General features: G+C 57.2%; 22 protein-coding genes and 5 pseudogenes. 22 read left to right on the top strand and 5 right to left on the bottom strand.

From position 1 onward, the window contains the following. Positions 1 to 17: 17 nt before the first annotated feature. From traF to ACX3M4_RS30845, 6 genes and pseudogenes are all read left to right on the top strand, one after another. On the top strand, positions 18 to 512 hold the full coding sequence (traF, locus tag ACX3M4_RS30870) for a conjugative transfer signal peptidase TraF (protein WP_459359731.1): 495 nt from the start codon (positions 18 to 20) through the stop codon (positions 510 to 512). Between the two features lie 34 nt (positions 513 to 546). Continuing rightward, entirely contained in the window at positions 547 to 1,671 is a 1,125-nt protein-coding gene (locus ACX3M4_RS30865; RefSeq protein WP_459359609.1) for a conjugal transfer protein TraB, read from the top strand. A 4-nt stretch (positions 1,672 to 1,675) separates the two neighbouring features. After that, positions 1,676 to 2,302 carry a lysozyme family protein gene (locus ACX3M4_RS30860; RefSeq protein WP_459359608.1) on the top strand — a complete coding sequence of 209 codons (627 nt, stop codon included), beginning with the start codon at positions 1,676 to 1,678 and terminating at the stop codon, positions 2,300 to 2,302. 106 nt (positions 2,303 to 2,408) lie between these two features. Then, a pseudogene (locus ACX3M4_RS30855) lies at positions 2,409 to 2,773 on the top strand (transposase family protein); the annotation flags it as partial. 440 nt (positions 2,774 to 3,213) lie between these two features. Beyond that, a complete protein-coding gene (locus ACX3M4_RS30850) occupies positions 3,214 to 3,453 on the top strand; it encodes an integrase core domain-containing protein (RefSeq protein WP_459359607.1) in 240 nt (79 codons plus the stop codon). Positions 3,454 to 4,090: 637 nt separating this feature from the next. Next, a pseudogene (locus tag ACX3M4_RS30845) lies at positions 4,091 to 4,267 on the top strand (IS3 family transposase); the annotation flags it as partial. Positions 4,268 to 4,688: 421 nt separating this feature from the next. Here the strand turns inward: ACX3M4_RS30845 and ACX3M4_RS30840 are convergent. Continuing rightward, the gene (locus ACX3M4_RS30840) at positions 4,689 to 4,877 is read right to left on the bottom strand and encodes an IS4/Tn5 family transposase DNA-binding protein (RefSeq protein WP_459359606.1); all 189 of its coding nucleotides are present in this window, start codon (positions 4,875 to 4,877) and stop codon (positions 4,689 to 4,691) included. 569 nt (positions 4,878 to 5,446) lie between these two features. On the opposite strand from ACX3M4_RS30840, the gene ACX3M4_RS30835 reads away from it, so the two are divergent. From ACX3M4_RS30835 to ACX3M4_RS30810, 6 genes are all read left to right on the top strand, one after another. After that, positions 5,447 to 6,133 (top strand): hydrolase, encoded by a 687-nt coding sequence (locus ACX3M4_RS30835; RefSeq protein WP_459359605.1) that lies wholly within the window; start codon positions 5,447 to 5,449, stop codon positions 6,131 to 6,133. Between the two features lie 59 nt (positions 6,134 to 6,192). Beyond that, positions 6,193 to 6,450 (top strand): XapX domain-containing protein, encoded by a 258-nt coding sequence (locus tag ACX3M4_RS30830; RefSeq protein ID WP_459359604.1) that lies wholly within the window; start codon positions 6,193 to 6,195, stop codon positions 6,448 to 6,450. A gap of 93 nt (positions 6,451 to 6,543) precedes the next feature. Next, positions 6,544 to 6,999: a RidA family protein gene (locus ACX3M4_RS30825; protein WP_459359603.1), complete on the top strand. Its 456-nt coding sequence runs from the start codon at positions 6,544 to 6,546 to the stop codon at positions 6,997 to 6,999. A gap of 278 nt (positions 7,000 to 7,277) precedes the next feature. Then, the gene (locus tag ACX3M4_RS30820; protein ID WP_459359602.1) at positions 7,278 to 8,516 is read left to right on the top strand and encodes a sensor histidine kinase; all 1,239 of its coding nucleotides are present in this window, start codon (positions 7,278 to 7,280) and stop codon (positions 8,514 to 8,516) included. Then, on the top strand, positions 8,513 to 9,148 hold the full coding sequence (locus ACX3M4_RS30815) for a response regulator transcription factor (protein WP_459359601.1): 636 nt from the start codon (positions 8,513 to 8,515) through the stop codon (positions 9,146 to 9,148). Before ACX3M4_RS30820 ends, ACX3M4_RS30815 begins: the two co-directional genes overlap by 4 nt. A gap of 2 nt (positions 9,149 to 9,150) precedes the next feature. Further along, positions 9,151 to 9,549: a response regulator transcription factor gene (locus ACX3M4_RS30810; protein ID WP_459359600.1), complete on the top strand. Its 399-nt coding sequence runs from the start codon at positions 9,151 to 9,153 to the stop codon at positions 9,547 to 9,549. A gap of 276 nt (positions 9,550 to 9,825) precedes the next feature. On the opposite strand, the pseudogene ACX3M4_RS30805 reads toward ACX3M4_RS30810, so the two are convergent. Next, positions 9,826 to 10,341 (bottom strand): annotated as a pseudogene (locus tag ACX3M4_RS30805) (integrase core domain-containing protein); the annotation flags it as partial. 477 nt (positions 10,342 to 10,818) lie between these two features. On the opposite strand from ACX3M4_RS30805, the gene ACX3M4_RS30800 reads away from it, so the two are divergent. The 7 genes from ACX3M4_RS30800 (at position 10,819) to ACX3M4_RS30770 (ending at position 19,044) form a co-directional block, all read left to right on the top strand. Next, positions 10,819 to 12,342 (top strand): ATP-binding protein, encoded by a 1,524-nt coding sequence (locus ACX3M4_RS30800; RefSeq protein WP_459359599.1) that lies wholly within the window; start codon positions 10,819 to 10,821, stop codon positions 12,340 to 12,342. After that, on the top strand, positions 12,339 to 12,965 hold the full coding sequence (locus ACX3M4_RS30795) for a response regulator transcription factor (protein ID WP_459359598.1): 627 nt from the start codon (positions 12,339 to 12,341) through the stop codon (positions 12,963 to 12,965). Before ACX3M4_RS30800 ends, ACX3M4_RS30795 begins: the two co-directional genes overlap by 4 nt. A 128-nt stretch (positions 12,966 to 13,093) precedes the next feature. After that, positions 13,094 to 13,486 (top strand): response regulator transcription factor, encoded by a 393-nt coding sequence (locus ACX3M4_RS30790; protein ID WP_459359597.1) that lies wholly within the window; start codon positions 13,094 to 13,096, stop codon positions 13,484 to 13,486. Between the two features lie 227 nt (positions 13,487 to 13,713). Next, positions 13,714 to 14,313, top strand: a complete 600-nt coding sequence (wrbA, locus tag ACX3M4_RS30785) for an NAD(P)H:quinone oxidoreductase (RefSeq protein ID WP_459359596.1) — start codon at positions 13,714 to 13,716, stop codon at positions 14,311 to 14,313. 72 nt (positions 14,314 to 14,385) lie between these two features. Further along, positions 14,386 to 15,081, top strand: coding sequence for a hydrolase (locus tag ACX3M4_RS30780; protein WP_459359595.1), 696 nt, complete (start codon positions 14,386 to 14,388; stop codon positions 15,079 to 15,081). Positions 15,082 to 15,347: 266 nt separating this feature from the next. Next, positions 15,348 to 17,207 carry an amidohydrolase gene (locus tag ACX3M4_RS30775; RefSeq protein WP_459359594.1) on the top strand — a complete coding sequence of 620 codons (1,860 nt, stop codon included), beginning with the start codon at positions 15,348 to 15,350 and terminating at the stop codon, positions 17,205 to 17,207. Positions 17,208 to 17,385: 178 nt separating this feature from the next. Further along, positions 17,386 to 19,044, top strand: a complete 1,659-nt coding sequence (locus tag ACX3M4_RS30770; protein WP_459359593.1) for an MFS transporter — start codon at positions 17,386 to 17,388, stop codon at positions 19,042 to 19,044. 84 nt (positions 19,045 to 19,128) lie between these two features. On the opposite strand, the pseudogene ACX3M4_RS30765 reads toward ACX3M4_RS30770, so the two are convergent. The 3 genes and pseudogenes from ACX3M4_RS30765 to ACX3M4_RS30755 form a co-directional block, all read right to left on the bottom strand. Then, positions 19,129 to 19,317 (bottom strand): annotated as a pseudogene (locus ACX3M4_RS30765) (transposase zinc-binding domain-containing protein); the annotation flags it as partial. After that, positions 19,317 to 19,589: pseudogene (locus ACX3M4_RS30760) on the bottom strand (site-specific integrase); the annotation flags it as partial. The pseudogenes ACX3M4_RS30765 and ACX3M4_RS30760, both read right to left, overlap by 1 nt. Positions 19,590 to 20,011: 422 nt before the next feature. Then, complete coding sequence (locus ACX3M4_RS30755) at positions 20,012 to 20,962, bottom strand: LysR family transcriptional regulator (RefSeq protein ID WP_459359592.1); 951 nt, start codon at positions 20,960 to 20,962, stop codon at positions 20,012 to 20,014. A gap of 97 nt (positions 20,963 to 21,059) precedes the next feature. Between ACX3M4_RS30755 and ACX3M4_RS30750 the strand changes: the two genes are divergently transcribed. From ACX3M4_RS30750 to ACX3M4_RS30740, 3 genes are read left to right on the top strand one after another with little or no spacing between them, the layout of a single operon-like run. After that, entirely contained in the window at positions 21,060 to 21,932 is an 873-nt protein-coding gene (locus ACX3M4_RS30750) for a dioxygenase family protein (RefSeq protein ID WP_459359591.1), read from the top strand. Then, on the top strand, positions 21,929 to 22,990 hold the full coding sequence (locus ACX3M4_RS30745; RefSeq protein ID WP_459359590.1) for a maleylacetate reductase: 1,062 nt from the start codon (positions 21,929 to 21,931) through the stop codon (positions 22,988 to 22,990). The genes ACX3M4_RS30750 and ACX3M4_RS30745 overlap by 4 nt, the downstream gene beginning before the upstream one ends. Before the next feature lie 25 nt (positions 22,991 to 23,015). After that, a complete protein-coding gene (locus ACX3M4_RS30740) occupies positions 23,016 to 24,296 on the top strand; it encodes an ABC transporter substrate-binding protein (RefSeq protein ID WP_459359589.1) in 1,281 nt (426 codons plus the stop codon). The last annotated feature ends 11 nt before the right edge of the window (positions 24,297 to 24,307 follow it).

The following is a 24,307-nucleotide window of genomic DNA, read 5'->3' as shown; positions in this document are numbered from 1 at the left end:
TCCTGTCTCTTGCCGGAATGGCAATTGGCGGCATTGCCGCGGCCGGTGCCCTCGGAGGATACCGGATCAACACAACACCGAGCTTTCCGCTCGGACTTTGGCGGATCGAGACATTGCCTCGCGAAGTGCGTTTGGGCGATACCCTATTCATCTGTCCGCCGGTAAATGCGCCGGCGATCGAACTGGCGCGAGAACGGCTCTACCTTCCGGCAGGCCTGTGTGATGGCGGTATGGCACCGCTCATCAAAACCGTCGTCGCCCTGCCCGGGCAAACCATCGCCATTGAGGGCGGCCAGGTTTCCATCGACGGGGAACGCCTGGCGCATTCTTCCATTCAAGCGACGGACGGGCAGGGACGCGCCTTGACCCCTTTTACCGGGGGCGTCGTTCCCGCCGGCGCACTCTTTGTTCATTCCGATTATGTGGCTTCCTTTGACTCAAGATATTTTGGACCTATTCCGGCGGGCGGCACCCTCGGCCTGGCGCGAGAAGTGTTCACCTTCCAGCCTTAAATTTGCGCGCAGTCTGTTTTGCATCCTGGGAGGCGTGGCGACCGGCACAATCGGCTGGTCCGGGTATGTGCTCCTGTTGCCGGCCGGAATGCTGTTTCCGGCTTTCTGGGCAAACGCTCCGTCGCGCTCCGTCGCTGCGTTAGTGGCCGCCGCGCATTTCCTTGGAGCCTCACGGGGCTTGCCGCAGGGCGCAAGCATCTTCTTCGGCTCCCAATATGTGATCGGATTGGGGCTGTGGTTCGCGGCATCTCTCGTCTTTGTCGCCGTTCACTCTGCGCTTTGGACGCGAAGATCCGGTTGGCCACGAATGCTGCGCTACCTGATCGCAAGTGTTCTGATGAGCCTGCCACCCTTCGGTACCATGGGTTGGGCCGGCCCGATTACCGCAGCCGGTGTGCTCTTGCCGGGATGGGGCTGGTTGGGGCTGGCAGCAACCGCGATCCTGCTACTTGCGATGGCCACAAGATTTTGGCGGATCGCGGTTCCGGTGGTGGCCGGTTGTGCTGCCTGGTCCGCCGCATTCTGGACAGAGCCAAGGGTAATGGAGGGCTGGACCGGCATCAACACCACTTTCGGTTACAAAGGGGCTGGACAGCCTGCCGGTTACGAGCAGCAGCGGGAAACCATTGCCATGGTCCGCAAGTCTGCTGCACAAGGCGCGAAAGTCGCTGTCCTACCCGAGAGCGCATTCGGATTATGGACCCCGACGACCGAACGGCTTTGGACGGACGCTTTGTCCGATTTGCCGGTGACAGTGATCGGAGGAGCTGCAGTCATTCAGCGGAGCGGCTACGACACGGTGATGGTGGAGATCTCAGGGAAGGGATCGCGAATTCTCTATCGCGAGCGCATGCCGGTCCCGGTCTCGATGTGGCAACCATGGCGTCGGCTCACGGGCGATGGAGGCGGTGCGAACGCCTACTTCTTCGACAATCCCGTCATGCAAGTCACAGGCACCCGCGCCGCGCCTCTGATCTGCTACGAACAGCTTCTTGTATTGCCCGTCCTGCAATCCATGGCCATGGGCTCAGACACAATCGTTGCGATCGGCAACGGCTGGTGGACGGGTGAAAGCAACATCACCGACATTCAACGCGCCAGCGTCACAGCATGGGCAAAGCTGTTCGATGTTCCGCTGGTGATCGCATTCAACGAGTGAACCCATGATTGATGCTGCCCTGATTGAGCAATGTGCCGACCCCTCCTTGACCCCTGCCATCGTTGAAGAGTTCATCGCGGCTGCAGGATCGGAGGATGCGTTGAACGTGACCGTGCGTGCCGGGTCGAAGACGTTTCTGGTTCGACAAGCTAAATCACCTGAAGAGGCGATGAAGCTGGTTCAGGATCACCTCGGCAAAGCCGTTGTCCGCGTCGGAATCACGCAATATCCGATTGGCTTTGGCATCTCGGACAAGTCCCAGGTCTCCACGGACGTGTTCGACACCTGCAACAACGTCAAGATCGGGACCGAACTGTTTGCTCGGGTCTACAGGATCGTGGCGAAGTGGTACGGCACGCCGGTTCCGGAGGCCTTCAGAGATGCCATCGAGGCGTATCAGACCGGGTATTTTGACGGGGAGTATGTGTTCACGGCAAAAAATCCAGGAGAGGGCGTTGAACTGGCGGCTCCGGAGCCAGCCTCCTCACAGGAAGGCTCACCGACGCCAGACACCGAAGCCGCGGAGCCGGATCCCAAGAATGAGCTCCGGCAACAGTTGTGGGCTCAGGATCCGAACAAGGCGGAAGTTGGCGTCGATCTATCTGGGATCGGGGACTTTAACCGGGAATGACCTACGGCATTCTTGATGCCGTTCCTAAGTTCCTGACAATGTAGAGTCTCCACCCTCAGTACCTTTAGCTCTATCCCTTTAGGCCGAGTGGACTCTTGGGGCAGTCATGGGTGTTTTGGATCGTCGGGTTCTTCGAGATGATCAGTGGGAGAAGATCTCACCTCACATAAACGGCAACGAGCGCACGCGAGGCTCATCGGGGGGTAACAATCGTCCGGGCTCATCAGCACGCCTCCGGCGCAAAAAAAGGACTGAAGATCAAGCTCTCGGACACTCTCGTGGAGGCTTGAGCTCGAAAATCCACATGGTTGTGCGTGGCCTCGGCTGCACTGACCGCAGGCCAGAAAGGGCGACGCGCCGCAAGCCGAAGCCTTGATCCAAGATCTGCCCGCCGACATCGTCATGGCCGATACCACCTACGACAGGGACAACCTGCGCAAAGCCATCACGGACAAGGGAGCTGTGGCGGTCAGTTCCGTTGGCGCAATCCGGGGGCCAATCCATGCATCTTCCGAAGTGAAACCGGCAGCATCGTCACCCCGCGCTATCATGATGTTGCAATGGCCATGGGCCAAGTTTGAATGGAGAGCCGTATGCGCTGAAAGGTGCATGTACGGTTCGGGGAGGAAAAGCGCAACAGCGCTTCTTACTCCACTACTGATGCGGCGTGGCTTCCTCTACCTGGTTGCAATCATGGACTGGTTCACGCGCAAGGTTCTGTCCTGGCGCATCTCCAACTCGCAGGAGGCGGACTTTCGCGTCGAGCCGTCGAACGAAGCAACCCACCGGTTCGGTCCGCCCAAGATCATGAATACGGATCAGGGCAGCTAGTTCACATCCTTCGCCTTGACCGACCGGCCAAAGCGGGTCGGCACCCGGATCTCCCCTCTCGTGCATGTAAACATGCATGGATGGACGGCAAGGGCTGTTGCCTCGACAACATCTTCATTGAGCGCCTGCGGCGTTCCTTGAAATATGAATGCGTCTATCTGCACGCCTGGGAGACCGGATCGAAGGCCAAAACCGGCGTCGCTAAATGGATCGCCTTCTACAATCACCAGCGGCCTCACGCTGCCCGTGGCGGACAGCCGCCCGCCGTGGTCTACCTCAACCAGATCGAAACCGGCCAGCAGGGGCAGAGAGTAGCTTAAATCACCCCGAAAACTGTCCAACGAGTGGGGAGTCGCTCAGCGTTTCGCCATCGCACTCATAATGCACGGGACGTGTATTTGTCGTGCATAGCTGAGCCTCACGTATCGCCTAACATACACCCGAGTATGATACAAATCAGTTGTTATTCTTGCTACCTTTTCGTCATTCGCATCATCGCAGTCCCTCCCCAGTGATGCGTACGACGTGCACTGTAGTTGAGCCAGCATCCGCCCCCTTCCGCTGGAGATGCCAAGTGTGACGTCTGACTTGGCCGCTTCTGTTGAAAAGGGGCGGCCTTTTTCTTCCTTATATAGAATCGCTGAATCCTGGGCCGTGTGGACGAATTGGCTCAGGTATAAGTTTCGGGATTCAAATCCAGATTCTCAACCGCAGCGCAAAAGAAGAGAAAAAGATACTCCCTATACCAAATCCTGATCAGAAAACAATACTTACAGGCGGCTCAATTCTTGGTGGAATATCCTGGGGTGCGGACGAAAACTTGGACTACCAGGAGGTGGTTCATGTATTCCTACGCAGACAGACTTCGAGTCGTTGAGCTCTATATCAGGCTTGGCAAGCGGCCTAATGCGACCATTCGCCAGTTGGGTTATCCCACCAAGAATGCGCCGAACTCCTAAAAACGAACTGGGCGTCGATCTGCAGATCTTGAGAAATCGGGAGAAGTCACAGCTGATTGACGCCCTTAAAAAGGTGTATCGCTTGCCAGAACTGCTCGACCAGCTGCGAATTGCGCGAAGCTCCTACCTTTATTATCGCGCATGCATGTGTCTGGCAGACAAGTATGCCGCCATCCTCCGCAAAGCGATCGACGCAACTGCGGAGGAGGAAGTTCGTCCCGAGTTCTTCGGCCAGGCAATAGAGCTCGTAGATGTCGCTTTCCCGGTCGTCAACATGCACACAACGCTCGGCCGCACCTATTAGCTCGGTGGACAGGCGCAGATTGTCGAGCCAACGCATGCTTTCCTTCTGGTTGATCGGTACCCGGTTCGGATTGATCTTGCGCTTGAGGGCGGCGGTCCCTGAACTTGGCACGCGACCAGAGCTTGGGCACCGTAATGCCGACTGGCAGGCCATCTGCCGTGATTGCCTGGCTGGCATGCATCAGGAGCCCACAGACCGCATGCTTCTGGTCGCGGCCTTCCTTCAGCTTGCGGCCCGTCGATTATCCTATCTTGTCCGGAGCCTGGCGCTTGAAGGAAAACTCCGTGGTGTCCTACAGGATCAGGATGGAACCGCCAGTTGCGGGGATGCGCAGGGCTGAGGCGGCGAAATGCCCCTCAAGGATCTTGTCTTCGCGGACATTCGCGTTGGATAAGAAACGGTAAGCGGCCTTGGTGTTTGACCAGTCCTGAAACGCCGCGCTCAGTGATTTACCTGGACGTTCTCCGAGAGTCTCCAACATTGCCCCAGGCGCCGGTTCAGCCGGACATCCCCCAGATACACTCGGCAGTTTCTGTTTCCACCCAACTCCGCCCCATGCCTGCACCTCAATCATTCGGTGTCACATGACAAATCATGATTACTTGTTCACCGGCAAGGCTAAGTCGGGCGGGTGAAGCAATTCGCCACACTACTTATGGGCAATTGCAAGGCTCACCGGACGGTTACTTGGTGGATGCGCTCGGGATCAGACCAGATTGAAAACATGATAGTGCGAACCGTTGGAAAATTCGAACTATGTAAGATCACGTATATTTCGCTCCCAACGTAAGCAGGATCTCTATTACCCCCCGGTATGGGGCCTCTATACGCTTGAGTAATTGCTCGCCGCACGAAGTGACGACATGATTGTGTCGTCGATTTAAAAGTAATATTAGCCTGTTTTTAGATATATGGCGATCAGGGTGATATTTATTAGCGTTCTCTACGATCATAACTGATAATTGCAAGATTTTTTTGAGATTGTAGCGCGATAAATACTTTCTTTTTACACTTAGCCGTAACTAAAGAAAATCTAGATGAGGAGTTCCCATGTCAAAGCTCGAAGTGCTTACACCGCAGAATAGCCAGATCATCTTTATTGATCAGCAGCCGCAAATGGCTTTCGGTGTCCAGTCAATCGACCGGCAGACGCTCAAGAACAATGTCGTTGGCCTTGCCAAAGCAGCCAAGATTTTCGGAATCCCTACCACGATCACGTCTGTGGAAACGGATTCATTCTCAGGCAACACTTTTCCCGAACTTCTTGGCGTCTTTCCGGAAAATGACATTCTCGAGCGCACCTCGATGAACTCGTGGGATGATCAGAATGTCAGAGATTCCTTGGCCAAGAACGCCTCTGCTGGTCACAAGAAAGTCGTCGTGGCGGGTCTTTGGACTGAAGTCTGCAACATGACGTTCGCGCTCTCATGTCTCCATGACACCGACTATGAGATCTACATGGTGGCTGATGCCTCAGGCGGAACGTCGTTAGAAGCGCACAACTATGCGATGGAACGTCTGATCCAGGTAGGTGTGGTTCCGATGACTTGGCAACAGGTCCTGCTCGAATGGCAGAGAGACTGGTCTCGCAAGGAGACGTACGACGCCGTCATCGGGACGGTTCAGGAGCACGGCGGTGCTTATGGCATGGGTGTCGATTACGCCTATACGATGGTGCACAAGGCCGATGAACGCGTGCGTCACGGTAAGCGGATTGGTCCCAACCCCGCCATTTAAGATAGCGGCTGCTTCGACCGACGTGGTCGCAGCGGTCCTTGCTAGAAAGGGCTACCCTGATGAAAATTTATTTGCTTTCGCTCGCTGCCGGCCTTCTCGTTGGTGTGATCTACAGTTTCCTCAATGTTCGTTCCCCCGCCCCACCTGTTGTGGCGCTAATAGGCCTGCTGGGCATTCTGGTAGGTGAGCAGGTCGTGCCACTAGCCAAATCACTCTTGAGCCGCGAAACAGCAACCTCTTGGTCGCATCAAGTAAAGCCGCATGTTTTCGGCCATCTCCCACAAGGGAGAAAACGAAACGATAACAGCGCCGGATAGTATTGATTCGGAGCGTATTTGTGTGGCCCCGACGGACGCAAATAAGGCCACCAATAAAATACATCCTTCAACATTCAGAAAAAGGAATGCCCAATGAGTAGCTCGAAACTCGCAAGAAAGCTTGAAAAGTTTGGGGTGCCCTGGGAGGCGGCTTATGGTTACCCGCAGGCCGTTCAGGTAAAAGACGTCATCTATCTCTCTGGTCAGCTTAGCCATGATCACAACGGAAACATGATCGCTCCGGCAGAACTTGATGAGTCAGGCAAACCTGTTGATTTTTCGACGATGGAACAACAGATGAGGCAGACCTACATCAACGCCGCAGAACTTCTCGCACGGTTTGATGCGAGCCTGGATGATGTCGTTGAGGAAACGCTCTACGTTCTGGACGTGCCGTCGGCTTTCAAGGTAGCCGGCAAGGTTCGGAAAGAAATGTACGGATTGGAGAGTACTCAATGTGCGAGCACGTTCGTCGGAGTGACACGACTGGCGTTGCCCGATCAGCTCATAGAGATCGCGTTTCGGGCTGTCGTTGATAAGTCCTTGTGACTCAAGAGAAGTAGAAACGCAGAGAGAATTTGTGGGCATGCATACTCTAGATGGTTGCATGCCCATACTGCATTGGCATTAGAGATGAATTGCCGGACAAAGTTCGCAAGGCACGTCCCTCTCCCAATACCTGTAGATGTTCAACCCATCCCTGAGTATGGGTAGCAACCCTTGCGAGCAGCGACGATAATGAGTGTCAAGCTTCAACCTTGGCGCCGGATTCATGCATGGTAATCTCCCGCGGTAGCCAAGAGTCGGAATGCGTCGCGGAAGGACACATGGACGGGAAACCGAGAAGCAGCAAGCCTCGCAAGCAGCCGCCGACCTCAACGGTCAGGCAACTGGAGCTTTCGCTTGCCAGGCTTCAGACGGAGATCGACCAGGCACGGATCGGACAAAAGGTTGCCGAAGAAGAATTGCGCGAGACACTTGCCGCGATGATTCAACATCAACAAGTCGGCAAATGCGGCAACTTTCGGTACAATACAGTTACCGGCGCCATTCGTGGAACCGAAGAAGTATTCAAGATGTTTCACTTTCCGGCAGGCACACGGGGATGCACAGTAGACGAGTGGCTTGCCAAGCTCCATGCCGATGACAAGGATCGGATAGAGCGCCGGTTCTTCGAAATCATCAGGAATGGTGAGGACATGCGTCTTGACTACCGCATTGCGCTCGAAAACGGGGTGATGAAGCACATACGCTGCGACGGAGAGCTCGATCGTGAGTATGCCGGTGAGTTGACTTATTTTGGTGTTCTCACCGACATAACAGAGCGTCGGGAAGCTGAAGAAGCGCAGCGGGCTATGGAAGCGGAACTGGCAAGTGCTTTACGACTTGCCTCGATGGGGGAACTGGCCGGTGCGATCATCCATGAGGTTAATCAGCCGCTTGGAGCCATCAGCGCCAGCGCGGAAGCCTGTCGACGCTGGATAAAGCTTGAATCCAGCACAACTGACCGTGCCTTGACATCGCTTGATCGCATTGTCGCCGAAGGTCGCCGTGCGGCAGCTATTGTAGATGGCCTGAAATCGCTCATTCAGAGTGACTCCGTTGAACCGACGCCTTTCGATTTCAGTTCCGCGATAGGAGAAGTTTGCACGCTTTTAACGGGCGAATTGATCCGGGAGAAAGTACTTCTTGTAACCGATTATGCATCAGACTTGCCGTCTGCGATCGGTAATCGAGTTCAAGTTCAGCAAATCTTGATGAACCTGGCTAGAAACTCAATTGAGGCGATGCGTTCGACAGACAGTCGACGCGTGCTTTCTATCTCGACGGGTATGGAAGACGCAATGCTTTCACTTCGCGTCGGCGATACCGGGCCAGGCATAGATCACAGCAATATAGAACGCCTCTTTTCGCCTCTGTTTACTACCAAGGCGTCGGGCATGGGGCTCGGGCTATCTATTTCTAGGAAGATCGCTATCGCTCATGGAGGAATGCTCACGGTAGAGCCCACGAATGAAGATGGCGCGGTTTTCCGACTTCTCCTACCAGTGGAGGCACCCTCATGATTGACCAGGCGACAACCGATGCATCGATCCAGGATGTTCTGATACGTATCATTGACGATGACCACGGATTGCGAAGCTCGCTTGAAGATCTCCTGCAATCTGTTGGATACGTAGTTGCGAGCTATGGAAGCACCGCGGACTTTCTACACGGTGACAACGTGGATCAGCCGGGCTGCCTCATCTTGGATGTACGCCTGCCAGGAACGAATGGCCTGGATTTCCAGGATCAGTTGGTGCTTCAAGGCTACACCTTGCCGGTCGTATTGATTTCCGGGTTTGGTGATGTGCCTATGAGCGTTCGCGGGATCAAAGGCGGCGCCATCGACTTCATTGAAAAGCCGTTCCGCGACCAGGATCTACTTGATGCTGTTGCCTGTGCAGTGGAAGAAGGGCTACAGCGCGCAGCACTCAACCAGCGCGTCCGAGAAGCCCAGCAGCGCTTCTCGAACCTGACGTCTCGGGAACGGGACGTCATCAATCTCGTGATTAAAGGTCAACTCAGCAAACAGATTGCGTTTGAACTTTCCATAAGTGAGGTGACGGTTAAGAGCCATCGTGCGACCGCCATGAAAAAGCTCGGCGCGAAGTCTCTCATCGAGTTGACACGCTTAGCTGAAGCAGCTGGCCTTTAAAGATGGAAGATATTAGCATCGGCGTTCTTTCGCGTAAGTCCCTAGTAAGCGTCGTAGACGACGACGCCGCCATGCGGGCTGCTTTGGTCGACCTGCTGGACTCCGCAGGATGGGACTCCATCGGCTATAGCAGTGGCGAGAAATTTATCGAGTCGGGTGCGACCCAAACATCGGATGTGATCATCACGGACATCCAGATGCAGGAGATTAACGGGCTCGATCTCCTTGACCTGCTCAAGGAGCGCTATTGCCCGCGCGTGCCCGTCATAGTCATTACCGCGCTGACTGACGAGGGACTTGAAAGGCAAGCAATCGCTCGAGGGTGCTACGCGTTTCTGCGCAAGCCATTTAGTCCAGAGGTCCTACTCGGTTACGTTCAGGACGCTATTGATCTTAAGTAACCCTGTAACGCTCCGGCCAGAAATGGGCCTGACAGGTTTTGAAGCTGCCCCGACTTCATATTTGCGCCGCCCTGGCCTATGGACGTTTCGTTCGGTTCCGAGATGCAGCACTTTCTGGCGCCAGCTGGAACAATTGACATTCGTGTTCTCGGCATCACGGCAAATCTCTATCGCAGAAACCTCCTCGTGCCTGCGCTTCACAGTCATCGCAGAACACTCTGGCCCTGGTCGGGGGAATTTTAGCGGGTGGTGACCTGCTCCCCTGATTGTCCGCGTTTATAAGTTAGCTCTGTTCACGGTGTGATCTTTGCTGGACTGGTTTGCAAATTCATGGGGAGTGAGCCCGTCGAGGCTCGTATGCGGTCGGTTCAGATTGTAATCGATCCTCCAGTTTTCGATAGTGTCCCGGGCGTGTCGGTAGCTGCGGAACAGATGTTCGTTGAGGCATTCATCCCTAAGCCGGCCGTTGAAGCTCTCGACAAAACCATTTTGCATCGGTTTTCCCGGCGCGATGTAGTGCCATTCGACGCTGCGGTCCCGCTGCCATTTGAGCATGGCGTTTGAGGTGAGTTCCGTACCATTGTCGCTGACCACCATTAAGGGATAGCGGCCCCGACGTTCCGCGATACCATCCAGTTCCCGCGCTACCCGGGCTCCGGAGATCGAGTTGTCGACCACGGTTGCCAGACATTCGCGGCTGAAGTCGTCAATGACACACAGGATACGGAACCTGCGCCCATCCATCAGGGCATCGGAGACAAAGTCGAGAGACCAGCGTTGATTAGCAGGCTGCCTGCGCAACACTGACACCGCGTTCCCGCACCAACTTCACAGCCTCAAGCTTGAATTCTCGCTTGAGCTTCCTTCGTTGCATTAATGCGCTCCAGTTTCATCGGAAACACCTTAACTCGGCGTCCACGAACCGGCAGCAGCTCACACGCCTCGGGCAACGAACTGGAGCACGATGCGATCGTCTAGAGATCATCTCCGTTTGCGGTCGCCTCACTCCCACTTTCGCCTGCGGCGCCGATACCCTTGGCCTCCTCGTGTGATGGCGTTACACAGGGTATTAGCTGCGTTTAGTAGTCGCTGGCGCCGGCTAACCAGCTCTTTTCGATTGTTTTCAACGATTGAGTTTGTCTAGGATCGGCGAACTGTTGAGGCAAGTCATTGAGTAAGAGAAGCACAGCGGGAGAGGATAATCTTTTTCTGCTAACGACAGCGCCCAACCGTCGGGAGCATTGGCGACTTGCTATAGCAGTGCTTGCAGTGCTCGTTGCAGCCCTGCTTTTCACTGCGCCATTCGCACGAGTTCCGCTTGAGAAAACCGAAGCATTTATTCCTGTATATGCGACTGCAGTACTTATCATCGATCTGGTGACCGCAGCCCTACTGCTATCGCTATTTTCACTCCAACGTTCGTGGGCCGTGCTTGCCCTATCGATCGGATATATCTTTTCGGGCGTCATGGTCCTGCCGTGGGCGTTTACGTTTCCCAACGTGGCAGCCTTGTTCGGATGGCCCGACGCCGGGCTTCAAACCACTGCCGTGATCGCCACGTTTCGGCGCGTCAGCTTTCCACTCTGCGTGCTGGCCTATGCATTGATGAAGGAGCGCGGTCCGGCCTGGTGCATTCCCCGAGGGGCGGTACGGGGTGTCATTCTTGGAAGCATCGCAGCTGTCTTATTGGTTGCGTGCGGGATCTCTTGGCTGGTCATCGCCAGCGACGATGTGTTGCCGCTGTTCATGCGCGACGAGACGCGCGTTTCGCCCCTCTGGCAATATGTACCGGCCACGGCGGTCAGCCTTTATATGGTTGGCCTCGCCGTTCTGTGGTCCAGGAGGCTCTCAGTGCTCGACCTCTGCCTGATGGTCGTGCTCTTTACGCTTCTCATCGAGATCACGCTTCTATCCTACCTGAGTGCAGGTCTTCGACTCAGCGTCGGCTGGTGGGCGGGGCGTTTTTACGGACTGATCTCCGCAAGCGTCGTCTTGTTGGTACTTCTGTCAGAAACGATGACACTTTATGCTAGGCTTACCCGGTCGGTTCTGGCTGAGCGCCGAGCGCGCGATGCTCGAATTACGGCAATCGAAGCCTTGTCTGCATCGATCACACATGAGGTCAACCAGCCTCTGGCAAGCATGGTGACAAATGCCGATGCCGGTATACGCTGGTTGGCCAGGCCTGAGCCCGATTTGGCGGAAGCAAATGCGGCATTGCAAAGGATTGTCAATGACGGCCATCGCACCTCCAACGTCATTGCTGGCATCAGGACGATGTTCAAAAAAGGAACTCAGAAACGGGTTGCAGCAGATCTGAATCGGCTTCTGGCGGACACCGTGCAGCGTAGTCAGGCGGAAGCGCAGCTGTCCGGCGTTGCTCTCGAAGCCGAGCTCTTCGAGAAATTGCCATCGGTATTTGCGAATCCGATTCAGCTTGAACAAGCGATTTCAAACCTCGTTACGAACTCCATTGACGCTATGAGCACCGTCAAGGATCGCAAGCGTCTCTTACGCGTGAAGTCTGCCATTTACGAATATGGTACCATCGTGGTTTCGGTAGAGGATTCAGGTGTCGGCATGGACCGCGCCAGCAAGGAGCGGGTGTTTGAGCCGTTCTATACGACGAAACCCGACGGAATGGGCATGGGTCTCATCTTTTGCCGCTGGGTTATCGAGGCCCATGGCGGACGGCTGTGGGTCACCGACAACGAGCCCCACGGCGCGATTTTCCAGTTTATTTTGCCAAGTATCGATGCTGATTTTTCGCTCGTCAAGGAGACCGCTAAATGAGTATGGACCAGCCTCTAGTCTTCATTGTCGAAGATGATTCTTCCATGCGGACCTCGATAGAGAGCTTGCTGCGTTCGGTCGGCCATTCCGTAAGAACCTTTGCGTCCACGCAGGGTTTCATCGGCTGCAAAGAGCTCGATGCAGCTGGATGTCTGATCCTTGATATCAGATTGCCAGGCCAGAGCGGGCTTGAGTTGCAGCAAGAGCTCGCCCGATCAGGCATCCAGCTTCCCATCGTTTTCATTACGGGCCATGGCGACGTACCCATGTCCGTTGAGGCAATGAAGGCCGGTGCGATCGAGTTTCTGACCAAACCATTCCGTGATCAAGACCTCCTCGACGCAGTCCATCGAGGGCTCGAAATCGATCAATTCCGGCGGAAAGAGGCGCAGGCTCTAGCGGCACTGCAACATCGTTTCAGCGCACTGACCCCGCGTGAACGCGAAGTCATGGCGCTCGTAACCGCGGGACGGCTCAACAAGCAGATTGCCGATGAGCTTGATCTCAGCGAGATCACGGTCAAGGTCCACCGCGCACAGGTCATGCGCAAGATGGATGCAAAGGGTCTGCCCGACTTGGTCCGCTCCGCCGACAGACTCGGTCTCGGTAACACAAAGTATTAGGCTGCCGACACCCCTGTATAATTGCTCTTAGCCACCTGAATCGTTCACCTTTTCAAGGCACAGCCGGTTGCCGTGTCACGTGATGCGGCCGTCGGTTCTAGCGACGCGGAGAACGGGTGGACGAAATCATGGCGGCGGCTGAAAAGTCTCTGATTTCCATTGTCGATGATTACGAAGCTGCCCGAGAAGCGGTTGCCGGCCTCGTCAGGTCATTCGGTTTTGTTGCCGCCATGTTCGAGAGCGCGGGCGACTTTCTGCAATCCGAAAAGCTGCCGCAGACCACATGCCTGATAGTCGATGTTCTGATGCCGGGAATGTCCGGCCCCGAACTGTACAGGCATTTGAAGACGGCGGGAAATCCGCCCCCAGCCATTCTGATCACCGCATACCCCGACGAGGCGGACAAGGTTCGTGCATTGGACGCCGGATTTCATTCCTACCTAGCAAAGCCCCTCAGGCCAGATGAACTTCTGACCTGCATCCGTTCGGCCATTGGTCAGGAAAGCGGGAGGGCCGGATGACCGGGATCGGCACGCCACGTCTCACGAAAACACGGAGATCTTCAATGTTGGCTACTTCTACGCAGAGCTTATCCCTCAATCGCCGAAGTGTCCTTTTCACGGGGTCAGTGTTTGTTACTGGCCCCGCCATTCTCCAGGGGATGGAACACGCCTTCGATACCGCCACGGCAGTCTGAATAATTGTCAGGCTTCCAGAACATTGACCCGAAATCGAAAGGGTTCCGGAAATGACCAAGATCCTTGTCCTTTACTATTCTTCCTACGGTCACATCGAAGCGATGAGCGGGGCCGTGGCCAAGGGCGCCGCCGAGGTCGCGGGCACCACGGTCACGGTGAAACGTGTGCCCGAGATCATGAGCGAAGAGGCCACCAAGGCGGCTGGTTTCAAGACTGACCAGGCAGCCGAAATCGCGACACCTGGCGAGTTGAAGGACTATGACGCGATCATTTTCGGCACTCCCACCCGTTTCGGGAACATGGCGTCCCAGATGCGTAGTTTCCTCGACCAGACCGGCGGACTGTGGTTTGCCGGCAATCTTATCGGAAAGGTCGGATCGGTCTTTACCTCCACTGGCACCGGTGGCGGAGGTGAAACTACGATCACCTCTTTCTGGCACACCCTCGCTCACCACGGAATGATCATTGCGGGCCTGCCCTATTCCAGCGCGGAACTTACCGATGTGAGCGAGGTACGCGGCGGATCCCCCTATGGCGCTGCCACCATCGCCGGTCCGGACGGCTCTCGCATGCCGAGTGAAAAAGAACTGAAGCTGGCCGCGGACCAGGGCCGGCATGTGGCCCGGCTGGCCGCCAAGCTTGCAGCTTGATTTTCGTTCATCGCCCCGGCGGCACTGCGAGCTTGAAACAAGGTGACTTGAACAAGAGTTAAGAGGCTTGAGATGACCCAACCTGAACTGCTGACACCCCGAAACTGCCAGATGATCTTCATCGACCAGCAGCCGCAGATGGCCTTTGGCGTGCAATCGATTGATCGTCAGGTTCTGAAGAACAACGTCGTGGCGCTGGCCAAGGCGGCGAAGGTGTTCAATATCCCGACGACGATCACGACCGTCGAGACCGAAAGCTTCTCGGGGCACACCTATCCGGAGCTGCTCGCCGTGTTTCCCGATCATCCGCTGCTCGAGCGCACTTCGATGAACTCTTGGGATGACCAGAAGGTGCGTGACGCGCTGGCCGGGAACGGCCAGAAGAAGGTGGTCGTCTCGGGTCTGTGGACCGAGGTGTGCAACAACACCTTCGCCTTCAGCGCGATGGCTGAAGGTGGCTACGAGATCTACATGGTGGCCGATGCATCGGGCGGCACCTCGAAAGAGGCTCATGACTATTCGATGCAACGGATGATCCAGGCGGGCGTGGTCCCGGTGACCTGGCAGCAGGTGATGCTGGAATGGCAGCGCGACTGGGCGCATCGCGATACCTATGACGACGTGATGGCGATCGTTAAGGAACATTCGGGAGCCTACGGTATGGGTGTCGATTACGCCTACACCATGGTTCACAACGCACCAGAACGGGTTTCCCACGGTCCGAGGATGGAGCCTGTTTCCGCTGTTTCGGCAGCTGCTGCGGAGTAGTCGTTTTTACAAAGCGCCGAAAGAGACGGCCCGCCCCCTGCCGCCTTTCCTCCCTATCGGTGCACTTAGCGGGTCTGCCTGACCGGCAGACCCGCCCTTCCTCAAGGGGAAACAAAACCGCATGGAGGCGAATTATGAGCGAAAATCAAGGAAAGCCCTTGGCCGGCTTGCCGACAGTTACTCGCAGGCAGGTAACGAAGGCTGGCGCCGCGCTTGCTGTCTTCGGACCGGTATGGGCGCACGCGCAATCCAACAAGGAGGTTGGCATGGCCGACACGATCCTGATGAATGGGCGCATCACCACACTCGATCCACAGATGCCTGAAGCAGAGGCGATCGCCATCAGCGACGGGAAAGTTCTTGGGACCGGGCCTAACGCCGAGATCATGCGCCTGAAAGGCCCCGGGACCGAAGTGATAGACCTTGGCGGCCGACGCGTTATTCCCGGCCTTAACGACAGTCATACCCATTTGATCCGGGGGGGGCTGAATTTCAATATGGAGTTGCGGTGGGAGAACGTCCCCTCGCTTGCCGATGCGTTGCGCATGCTGAAAGACCAAGCCGCGCGCACGCCCGCGCCGCAATGGGTCCGTGTCGTCGGCGGCTGGTCGGAGTTCCAGTTTGCCGAGCGGCGTATGCCAACGCTTGACGAGATCAATGCAGCAGCTCCGGACACGCCGGTTTTCATCCTGCATCTTTATGGCCGGGCTTTGCTCAATCGCGCCGCAATCAAAGTGCTGGGCTTTAACAAGGCCACACCGAATCCGCCGGGTGGCGAAATCCAGCGGGATGCGAACGGAAACCCCACCGGACTTTTGATCGCCAAACCCTCGGCCCTCATCCTCTATTCCACGCTCTCCATGGGACCGAAACTGCCCGTTGAAGACCAGGTCAATTCCACCCGTCATTACATGCGCGAAATGAACCGTCTGGGCATTACCAGTGTGATCGATGCCGGTGGCGGCGGGCAGAACTATCCGGACGACTATGCGGTTATTCAAAAGCTCCATGACGAGGATCTGCTCACGGTCCGGATCGCCTACAACCTGTTTGCTCAAAAGGCGGGAGCAGAGCTCTCCGATTACGAGCGTTGGGTATCGATAACCGAACCGGGTGCGGGATCGGCTATGCTGCGGATGAATGGCGGCGGTGAAAACCTGACCTGGTCGGCGGCGGATTTCGAGAACTTCCTCGAACCTCGCCCCGATCTCGCACCAACCATGGAAAGCGAACTCGAGCCCATTGTAGAGCTTCTGGCAACCCACAAATGGCCTTTCCGGATTCACGCCACTTACGACGAATCGATCGACCGCTTTCTATCGGTCTTCGAACGGGTCAACGGACGCCAACCGTTTGAGACCCGGTTCATCATCGACCACGCAGAAACCGTTTCGGCGAAGAATATTGAACGCATCAAGGCACTCGGTGGCGGCATCGCAATCCAGCACCGTATGGCGTTTCAGGGCGAGTATTTCGTTGATCGCTATGGCGCGCAAGCGGCACAAGCTACCCCACCTGTTGGTCGTATGCTCGAAATGGGGGTGCCGATCGGTGCTGGTTCAGATGCGACGCGGGTTTCAAGCTATGACCCCTGGGTCGGGCTTTACTGGCTGACCACAGGTAAGACACTCGGGGGAATGCCTCTTTATGGTGAGGAAAACGTGCTTTCGCGTGAAGATGCGCTGCGCCTCTGGACCCATGGTTCGGCATGGTTCTCAGGCGAGGCGAACGTGAAGGGTACGCTTGCGAGCGGAATGTACGCCGATCTCGCAGTGCTTTCGTCGGACTATCTTGTAGTGCAGCCCGAGGAGCTCCGACGGATCAACGCTGTCTTGACCATGGTCGGTGGCAGGGTGGTTTATGGCGAGGGTGCGTATGCCGATCTCGCGCCGCCGCTGCCGCCTGCATCACCTGACTGGAGTCCGGTTGGAGTAGTGCCGAGCCCAGGCGAGCGGAAGGCATCCCTTGGAAGTAGAACACAGTTCGCCCGGGCCTGTCATGATGGCTGCGCCAGCTCCTGCGCCATGCACGGCCATGACCACGGTATCGCCTGGAACAGTCCAATCCCAACAAAGGATCTCAAGTCCTTCTGGGGCGCGCTCGGCTGTTCGTGTTTTGCAGTTTGAACGGCGTCCACGTTTCATCCCCAAATCCTGTTGGCGCGGCTTTGTCGCGACTCTCCAAGGTGAAGCCGAAAGTCGTGGATGCCGCCGGTTTCTCAACCCGAATTTAGTCACGGGTCACCAAAATTTCGATACGGAATTCGGAAGCTCCGCAAAGCAATGAGTAAAGGAGTTGCGTCTGATGGACGCTGTTCGAGAAAATGGAAAGCCACCTGCCGAGACTGCATCGGCCTGGTCACCGTTCTCCTATCGCGCTTTCACGCTGCTTTGGACAGCAACCCTGATTTCCAACATTGGCACGTGGATGCACGATGTTGGTGCGGGTTGGTTGATGACGACGCTGAATCCGTCGCCTGCTATCGTCGCTCTGGTGCAGACTGCGACCACAGCTCCCATCTTTCTCCTGGCGTTATTCGCAGGTGCGCTGGCCGACCGAGTCGACCGGCGGAGGTTTCTGCTCCTCGTCAATCTCACTCTTTTTGGCGTCACCGGCACGATGGCGGCGCTTACTTCTATCGGCGCAATGACGCCAGTGCTGCTCCTTGGTTTCACCTTCGCCATCGGCACCGGTACAGCCCTGATGGCGCCGGCCTGGCAAGCACTGGTTCCGAGCCTCGTGTCGCGCGAAAGCTTGCAGCCTGCAATCGCGCTCAACTCGATGGGCATCAATATCGCCCGGGCCATAGGTCCGGCCATTGCGGGCTTCCTGATATCAAGCCTGGCGATATCGGCTCCTTTCGTCGTCAATGCTGCTAGCTACCTCGTTATCCTTACGGCACTGCTGATCTGGAAGCCTGAGGCAAAACCGACGAGGACCCTGCCGCCCGAGCCACTGTTCGGTTCGATGGCGACTGGGCTGCGGCACGCCCGTCGCAATGGCGCGCTCAAGATGACACTGGTTCGATCCTTCGGATTCTTTGTTTTCGCTAGTGCCTTTTGGGCACTCTTGCCGCTCGTCGTGCGCAGACTTGAAGGTGGGGGCGCTGAGGCCTACGGACTGTTGCTGGCGGCAATCGGCTTTGGGGCGGTAGCAGGCGCCTTGGCCTTGCCTTCTATTCGCAAATATCTCGAGGCAAACCGTTTAGTGGCACTTGGTACTGTTGTCATCTCGACTGCGATGGTGTTCCTGAGCCTTGCAACCAGCACCGCCCTGGCCTTGCCTGCAGCCGTGCTGGGGGGCTTGGGTTGGATCACAGTCCTAACCAGCCTCAACGTCTCGGCTCAGACCGCGCTTCCCAACTGGGTGCGTGCGCGGGGCCTCGCCATTTCTCTGATGGTGTTTTTCGGCTGCATGTCAGCGGGCTCTGCCGGCTGGGGCCAGGTAGCGACGCTGACATCGGTCCCGGCTGCTTTGCTGATCGCGGCAGCCGGTGCCGTGTTGGCTATTCCGCTCACGTGGCGCGCGAAACTTGGCCAAGGCGATAGACTAGACCTGAACCCGGCACTGAGTTGGCCTGAACCGATTGTCAGCGAGAACATTGACGCGGCACACGATCGCGGGCCGGTGATGGTGACGATCACCTATCGGATTGAAAAAGACAACGTGCAAGCTTTTCTGGATGCCATCTATGACCTTTCCGATGAACGGTACAGGGACGGTGCCCACAACTGGGGCGTCTACCAGGATGCGGCCGACCCGGGCGTCTGGATCGAGTGGTTCTTGCTGCCGAGCTGGGCCGAGCACCTCCGGCAACACGAACGGGTGACAAGCCACGATCGGGACATTCATGCTAGGGTGCGAAAGTTCCATCGCGAGGCGGAGCCGCCAAAGATCAGGCATTTTCTCGCACCTGTTCGGTCAGGACAGACCACACAGAGAGGGAAATATCAGACGGATTGAAGGTCGCAATCAGCCCGAAAATACATCGACTCTGGGTCATTTTCTCGCGAAAAATTCCAAACGGTCATTGGACGGGAACCTTCGCTTCCCTGCATACCCGTTGCGGCAGGAATTGTAGGCCACACGCACCGTTCCGCAGGCTCGGCATCCTTCGATATGGCCGCCGAGAGTGGCGATGCGGCACAGCTCGATCGCACTCTTCACGCGCCGCTCGACGCGGCGCAGATGATCGTGATGGATCTGCCGGTAGGCTTGGCCATGACGGCGGAAAATATCCGCCGCTCCAGCATCAAGTAACGGTCCTTGCCGCCCTTGCCACGCTGGCTGTCGATGTCAAGCACCTTGAGCCCGACAACCTTGGAAACACGCAGACCCGTCGCATGGGCCGCAGTCAGTGCCGTGCGCATCTTCAGGCTCGGCACCGCCTCGAGAAAGCGCACGACCTCGTCAGCAGAAGGAACTTCCGGCAGCTTGCGCGGTGCGCGCGCATAGGCAATGCGCTCCGGGAACTCGGCCTGGCCGAGCGTCACGCCGTAGTAGAACCGGGAGGATTGGCCATGACCCGGCATGGCATCGCACAACCTCCAGCCGAAGGCATACCGCCATCGGAGACAATCCCGCTTGCGTAGGGCGCGGAGATCGACGCCATCGCGTTCGCAAATCCCTCGGAGCTACCAGAGGGGACGTGTCGGAAACGATCGTTTGTGACGCAGTTGGCCTCAACGCTATTAACTCGCGGGCAACAACAACGCGACGTCGCCGACATCTGCCTCAAAGCGAAATCTCCATAGCCCACAACTAGTGGACCCTGGGTTCCTTCCGCGGGAGCTTTCGTACGCCTGACGACATCCGAAACCCTTCTGGTGTATGGACTGGCGGGTTTTTGGGGAAATGCAAAATACCAGAATCGAAGATGCAGCGACGACCACCTTTCATACGATGAAGAAGGCGGACTCTGCTTCGTTTTCTACCCACCCCAAACCACGGAATCCTCATGCCGTTTGATCAGGTGGCGCAGGTCACTGAAGCCCTTCGAAATGTGCCGGGCGTATTTATCGACAGCCGGCAAATAGGGCGCGCCGGCCAGGCGCAAGATACCAAGTGCGCGATCCGGGTGGGGGATCTTGAAGGGTAGCGCGGTCATGGTGCGCTCCTTGCGATAAGCAAAGACCGCACCGTGAGGCAGCACCGTCAAGGCATTGGAGCGTGTCATGTAATTGATGACGCTGGCGAGAGACCCGCCGGAGTACCGGATCTTGATTTCTGTCGAGCCAAGCGACAACAGGATTGAGTGAAGGTCTGCGTAAAGAGGGCTGCCGGGTGGAGGCGCAATCCAGGGGTACTCCAGCAGTTCCTGCGCGGTCGGTTTGCGCTTGTTCAGAAGCGGATGCAGAGCGCTGCAAGCGACGACGTTGCGCCCTGGCAGAATTTCATCAAATACAAGGCCTGAGCCTTCGCCCAGGATGTCGATCGGGCAAATGGCGAGGTCGATCCTGTCCGCATAGACAGCTTCGCGAAGATCCTTGACATAACCATAACTCTGATCGACCCGGATCTCCGGAAAGTCGTTCTGAAAGTCCGCTGTCATGCTGGAAATGAGGGCATCCATAAAAAACGGGGTCCCGCCCACACGGACCGCACCTGCTTTGCCTTCCTGGAAATTGCGCACGGTTTCAGAGGCCTTGCGCGAGGCCGCCAGCATCACCTGCCCTTGGTCCGCCAACGCACGGCCCAACGGCGTCGGTTGCAAGGGGCGCTGACCACGGAGGAACAAAGGCTCTCCCAGCCGTTTCTCCAGCATCGCAAGGGTGCGGGAAACGGCTGGCTGGGTCATGCCCAGCAACTCTGCTCCTGCGGTGACACTGCTTGTCTGCACCACGGCTGCCAGTTGAATGAGATGGCGTTCATCCAGCTTCATAGCGATCTGTTATAAACTCGGCAGCAAAAATCATCAACTGTGCCGTTTCGTCAGTTAGGTTCCCCTCAAGGTCAGGCTTTGACCGATGGGAGGAAACATGGCCGGCACGCCCGACATTGCGTATTTTCAGGTGGAACAGTCAGACCAGCTGTTCGCAGACCGCCTCAAGAATGCGGATGATGAACGCCTGGCGAATGTGCTGACGAAAGTCGCCGAGCACCTTCACGCCATTGTCCGCGAAACAAAGCCGAGCCTGAGCGACTGGCGCGCCGCGATCGCGTTTTTGACCGAAGTCGGTCACCTGACGGACGAGCGCCGGCAGGAATGGGTGCTGGTCTCCGACCTCCTGGGAACGTCGTCTCTCGTCGATGCTCTCAACTCGGACCGTCCGGTCAGGGCGACCCCGAACACGATGCGCGGACCGTTCTACCGTCCCGACGTGCCGTTAATGAATGCCGGCGAGAGCATCAGCCTGGATGGCCTTGGTACGCTGGTAGAGGTCCGACTGCACATTCTTGATCTGACTGGCGCACCTGTTTCGGGTGCTCGTGTCGAGACCTGGCAGGCCAATGCGCTTGGTTATTACGAGAACCAGCAGCCGGATCTGCAACCGGAACACAATCTGCGCGGACATTTCCTCGCCGATGACGCCGGCAGGTTGACATACCGGACCATCCGGCCAGCTGGTTACGAAGTACCCAAGGATGGACCGCTCGGCTATCTTCTGGGCCAGCTCGGTGCTCCACTTTGCCGGCCGGCACATATCTGCTTTCAGGTAATGGCTCCTGGTTTCGAAACGCTGACCACCCAGATCTTCGACGGTGATGACCCGAACCTCAGTTCAGATCCACTCTTCAGCGTCAAACCGGGACTGATCGGCGCATTTCGCCCAAAAAGGGAAGGCGCATCGGTGCTTTCGCTTGATCTCACCTTTTACCTCAATCCCCACCGTCAGGAGCCGCGTTCATGACCCGCGCTTTCACCTACCGGGGCAGTGCTGCCCACATTGTCTTCGGTGCTGGCCAGCGCCACGACACCGGTATCTGGATCGAAAAACTCGGGTGTTCCAGGGCGCTGGTCCTGTCGACTCCTCACCAGGAACAGGATGCCGCTGCCCTGTCCGATCGTCTCGGCGCTCTCAGTGTCGGCGTCTTTGCCAAGGCGGCCATGCATACGCCTGTCGACGTGACCGAAGAGGCCATGGAAACGGTGAGATCCAGCGGTGCGGACTGTGTCGTCGCACTTGGCGGCGGCTCGACGACCGGTCTCGGAAAGGCCATCGCCTATCGCACGGATCTGCCACAGGTTGTCATTCCGACCACCTATGCCGGGTCCGAGGTGACGCCGATCCTCGGGCAAACGGAAGGCGGTCGCAAAACCACGGTGCGCGGAGACAGCATTCTGCCGGAAGTTGTCATCTACGACCCGGAGCTGACGACGGGGCTGCCTGTTGGCATGAGCGTCACAAGCGGCCTGAATGCTATGGCCCATGCCGCCGAGGCCCTTTACGCGCAGGACAAGAATCCGGTGTCCAGCCTGATGGCAGCGGAAGGCCTCGCAGCCTTCAAGTCCGCGCTGCCCACCCTTGTGGCCGATCCGTCCAACAAAGAGGCCCGTGCTGATGCCCTCTACGGGGCCTGGCTCTGCGGAACCGTGCTCGGCACGGTCGGCATGGCCCTGCACCACAAGATTTGCCACACGCTCGGCGGTAGCTTTGAAACCCCGCATGCAGAAACCCATGCCATCATGCTGCCGCACACGGTCGGCTTCAACGCGGCCGCGGTGCCGGGTGACCTCAAGCCGGTAACCGACATCTTCGGCGCAACACCGGGGGCGGGCCTGTTTGATTTTTCCGCCAACATCGGCGCTCCCCAGGCGCTCAAGGATCTCGGGCTTTCCGAGGCCGATCTCGACCGCGCGGCAGAGATCGCGACCGAAAACCCCTATTGGAACCCGCGACCCATTGATCGCTCATCCATTCGCAACCTGCTGCAGGACGCCTGGGAGGGAACCCGTCCCGCGCTTTGACCTTGTAGTTCTGGGAGGAACCGACATGTTGAATCGACGCTCGTTCTTGAAATCAACCGCAGCCACTGCAGCCGTCGCGGGGGCAGCAGGCCTGGCCTTGCCCGCCCGGGCACAGGGTTCTCCGGTCAAGATCGGTTACGTAAGCCCACAAACAGGCCCGCTGGCCTCCTTCGCCGAAGCAGACAATTACATCATCAACGGGTTCCAGGCCGCGGCCAAGGCGCAGGGTCTCAACATCGAGGTGATCGTCAAGGACAGCCAGTCCAATCCTAACCGGGCCGCTGAAGTCGCGCGTGAATTGATCATCGACGACGAGATAAGCCTGATGCTGGTGGCCGCCACTCCGGAGACCACGAACCCGGTCACGACGACTTGCGAAAGCGAAGAGATTCCTTGCATCTCGACCATTGCGCCCTGGCAGCCCTGGTTCATCGGGCAGCAGGGCAATCCGGGAGATCCGTCAAGCTGGGAACAATTCAATTATTCCTATCACTTCTTTTGGGGCCTCGAGGACGTGATTGCCGTCTTCACCAACATGTGGGGCCAGTTGGAGACCAACAAGCAGGTCGGTGGCCTGTTCCCGAATGATGGCGACGGCAATGCATGGGGCGATCCGAATGTCGGTTTCCCGCCCGTGCTCGAAAAACTTGGTTTTGGCCTAACGGATCCGGGCCGCTATCAGAACCTGACCGACGATTTCACCGCCCAGATCAACGCCTTTAAACAGGCCAATACAGAGATCGTCACAGGCGTGATGATCCCGCCCGACTTTACCACTTTCTGGACCCAGGCAAAGCAGCAGGGCTTCACGCCGAAGATCGCCTCGATCGGCAAGGCAATCCTGTTTCCTCAGTCGGTCGAAGCGCTTGGCGATGCCGGTCACAACCTGTCATCCGAAGTCTGGTGGAGCCCGACGCACCCGTTCTCCTCATCCCTCACGGGCGAAAGCTCGGCCGAGCTTGCGTCGGGCTTCACGGAAGCTACCGGCCGGCCCTGGACGCAGCCGATCGGCTTCGTCCACGCACTCTTTGAAGTCGCGGCAGATGTCATTAAGCGTGCAAACGACCCGACGGATGCAGATGAAGTTTCCGAGGTGATCGCTGCAACACAGCTTTCCACAATCGTTGGCCCGGTTATTTGGAACGGCGCTGGCTTGCCGAGCGTCGCTGCACGAAACGTGGCGAAGACACCTCTGGTTGGCGGTCAATGGCGCTTGAGGGAGGGCGGCGGCTACGACCTCATCATCACTGACAATGGAACGTTTCCGATCATACCGACCGGCGGAAAGATGGAACCGATTACCTGAGGAAGCTTCGG

This window comes from Roseibium sp. M-1 (genome assembly GCF_054515675.1).
This window is presented reverse-complemented; position numbering and strand designations above follow the sequence as displayed.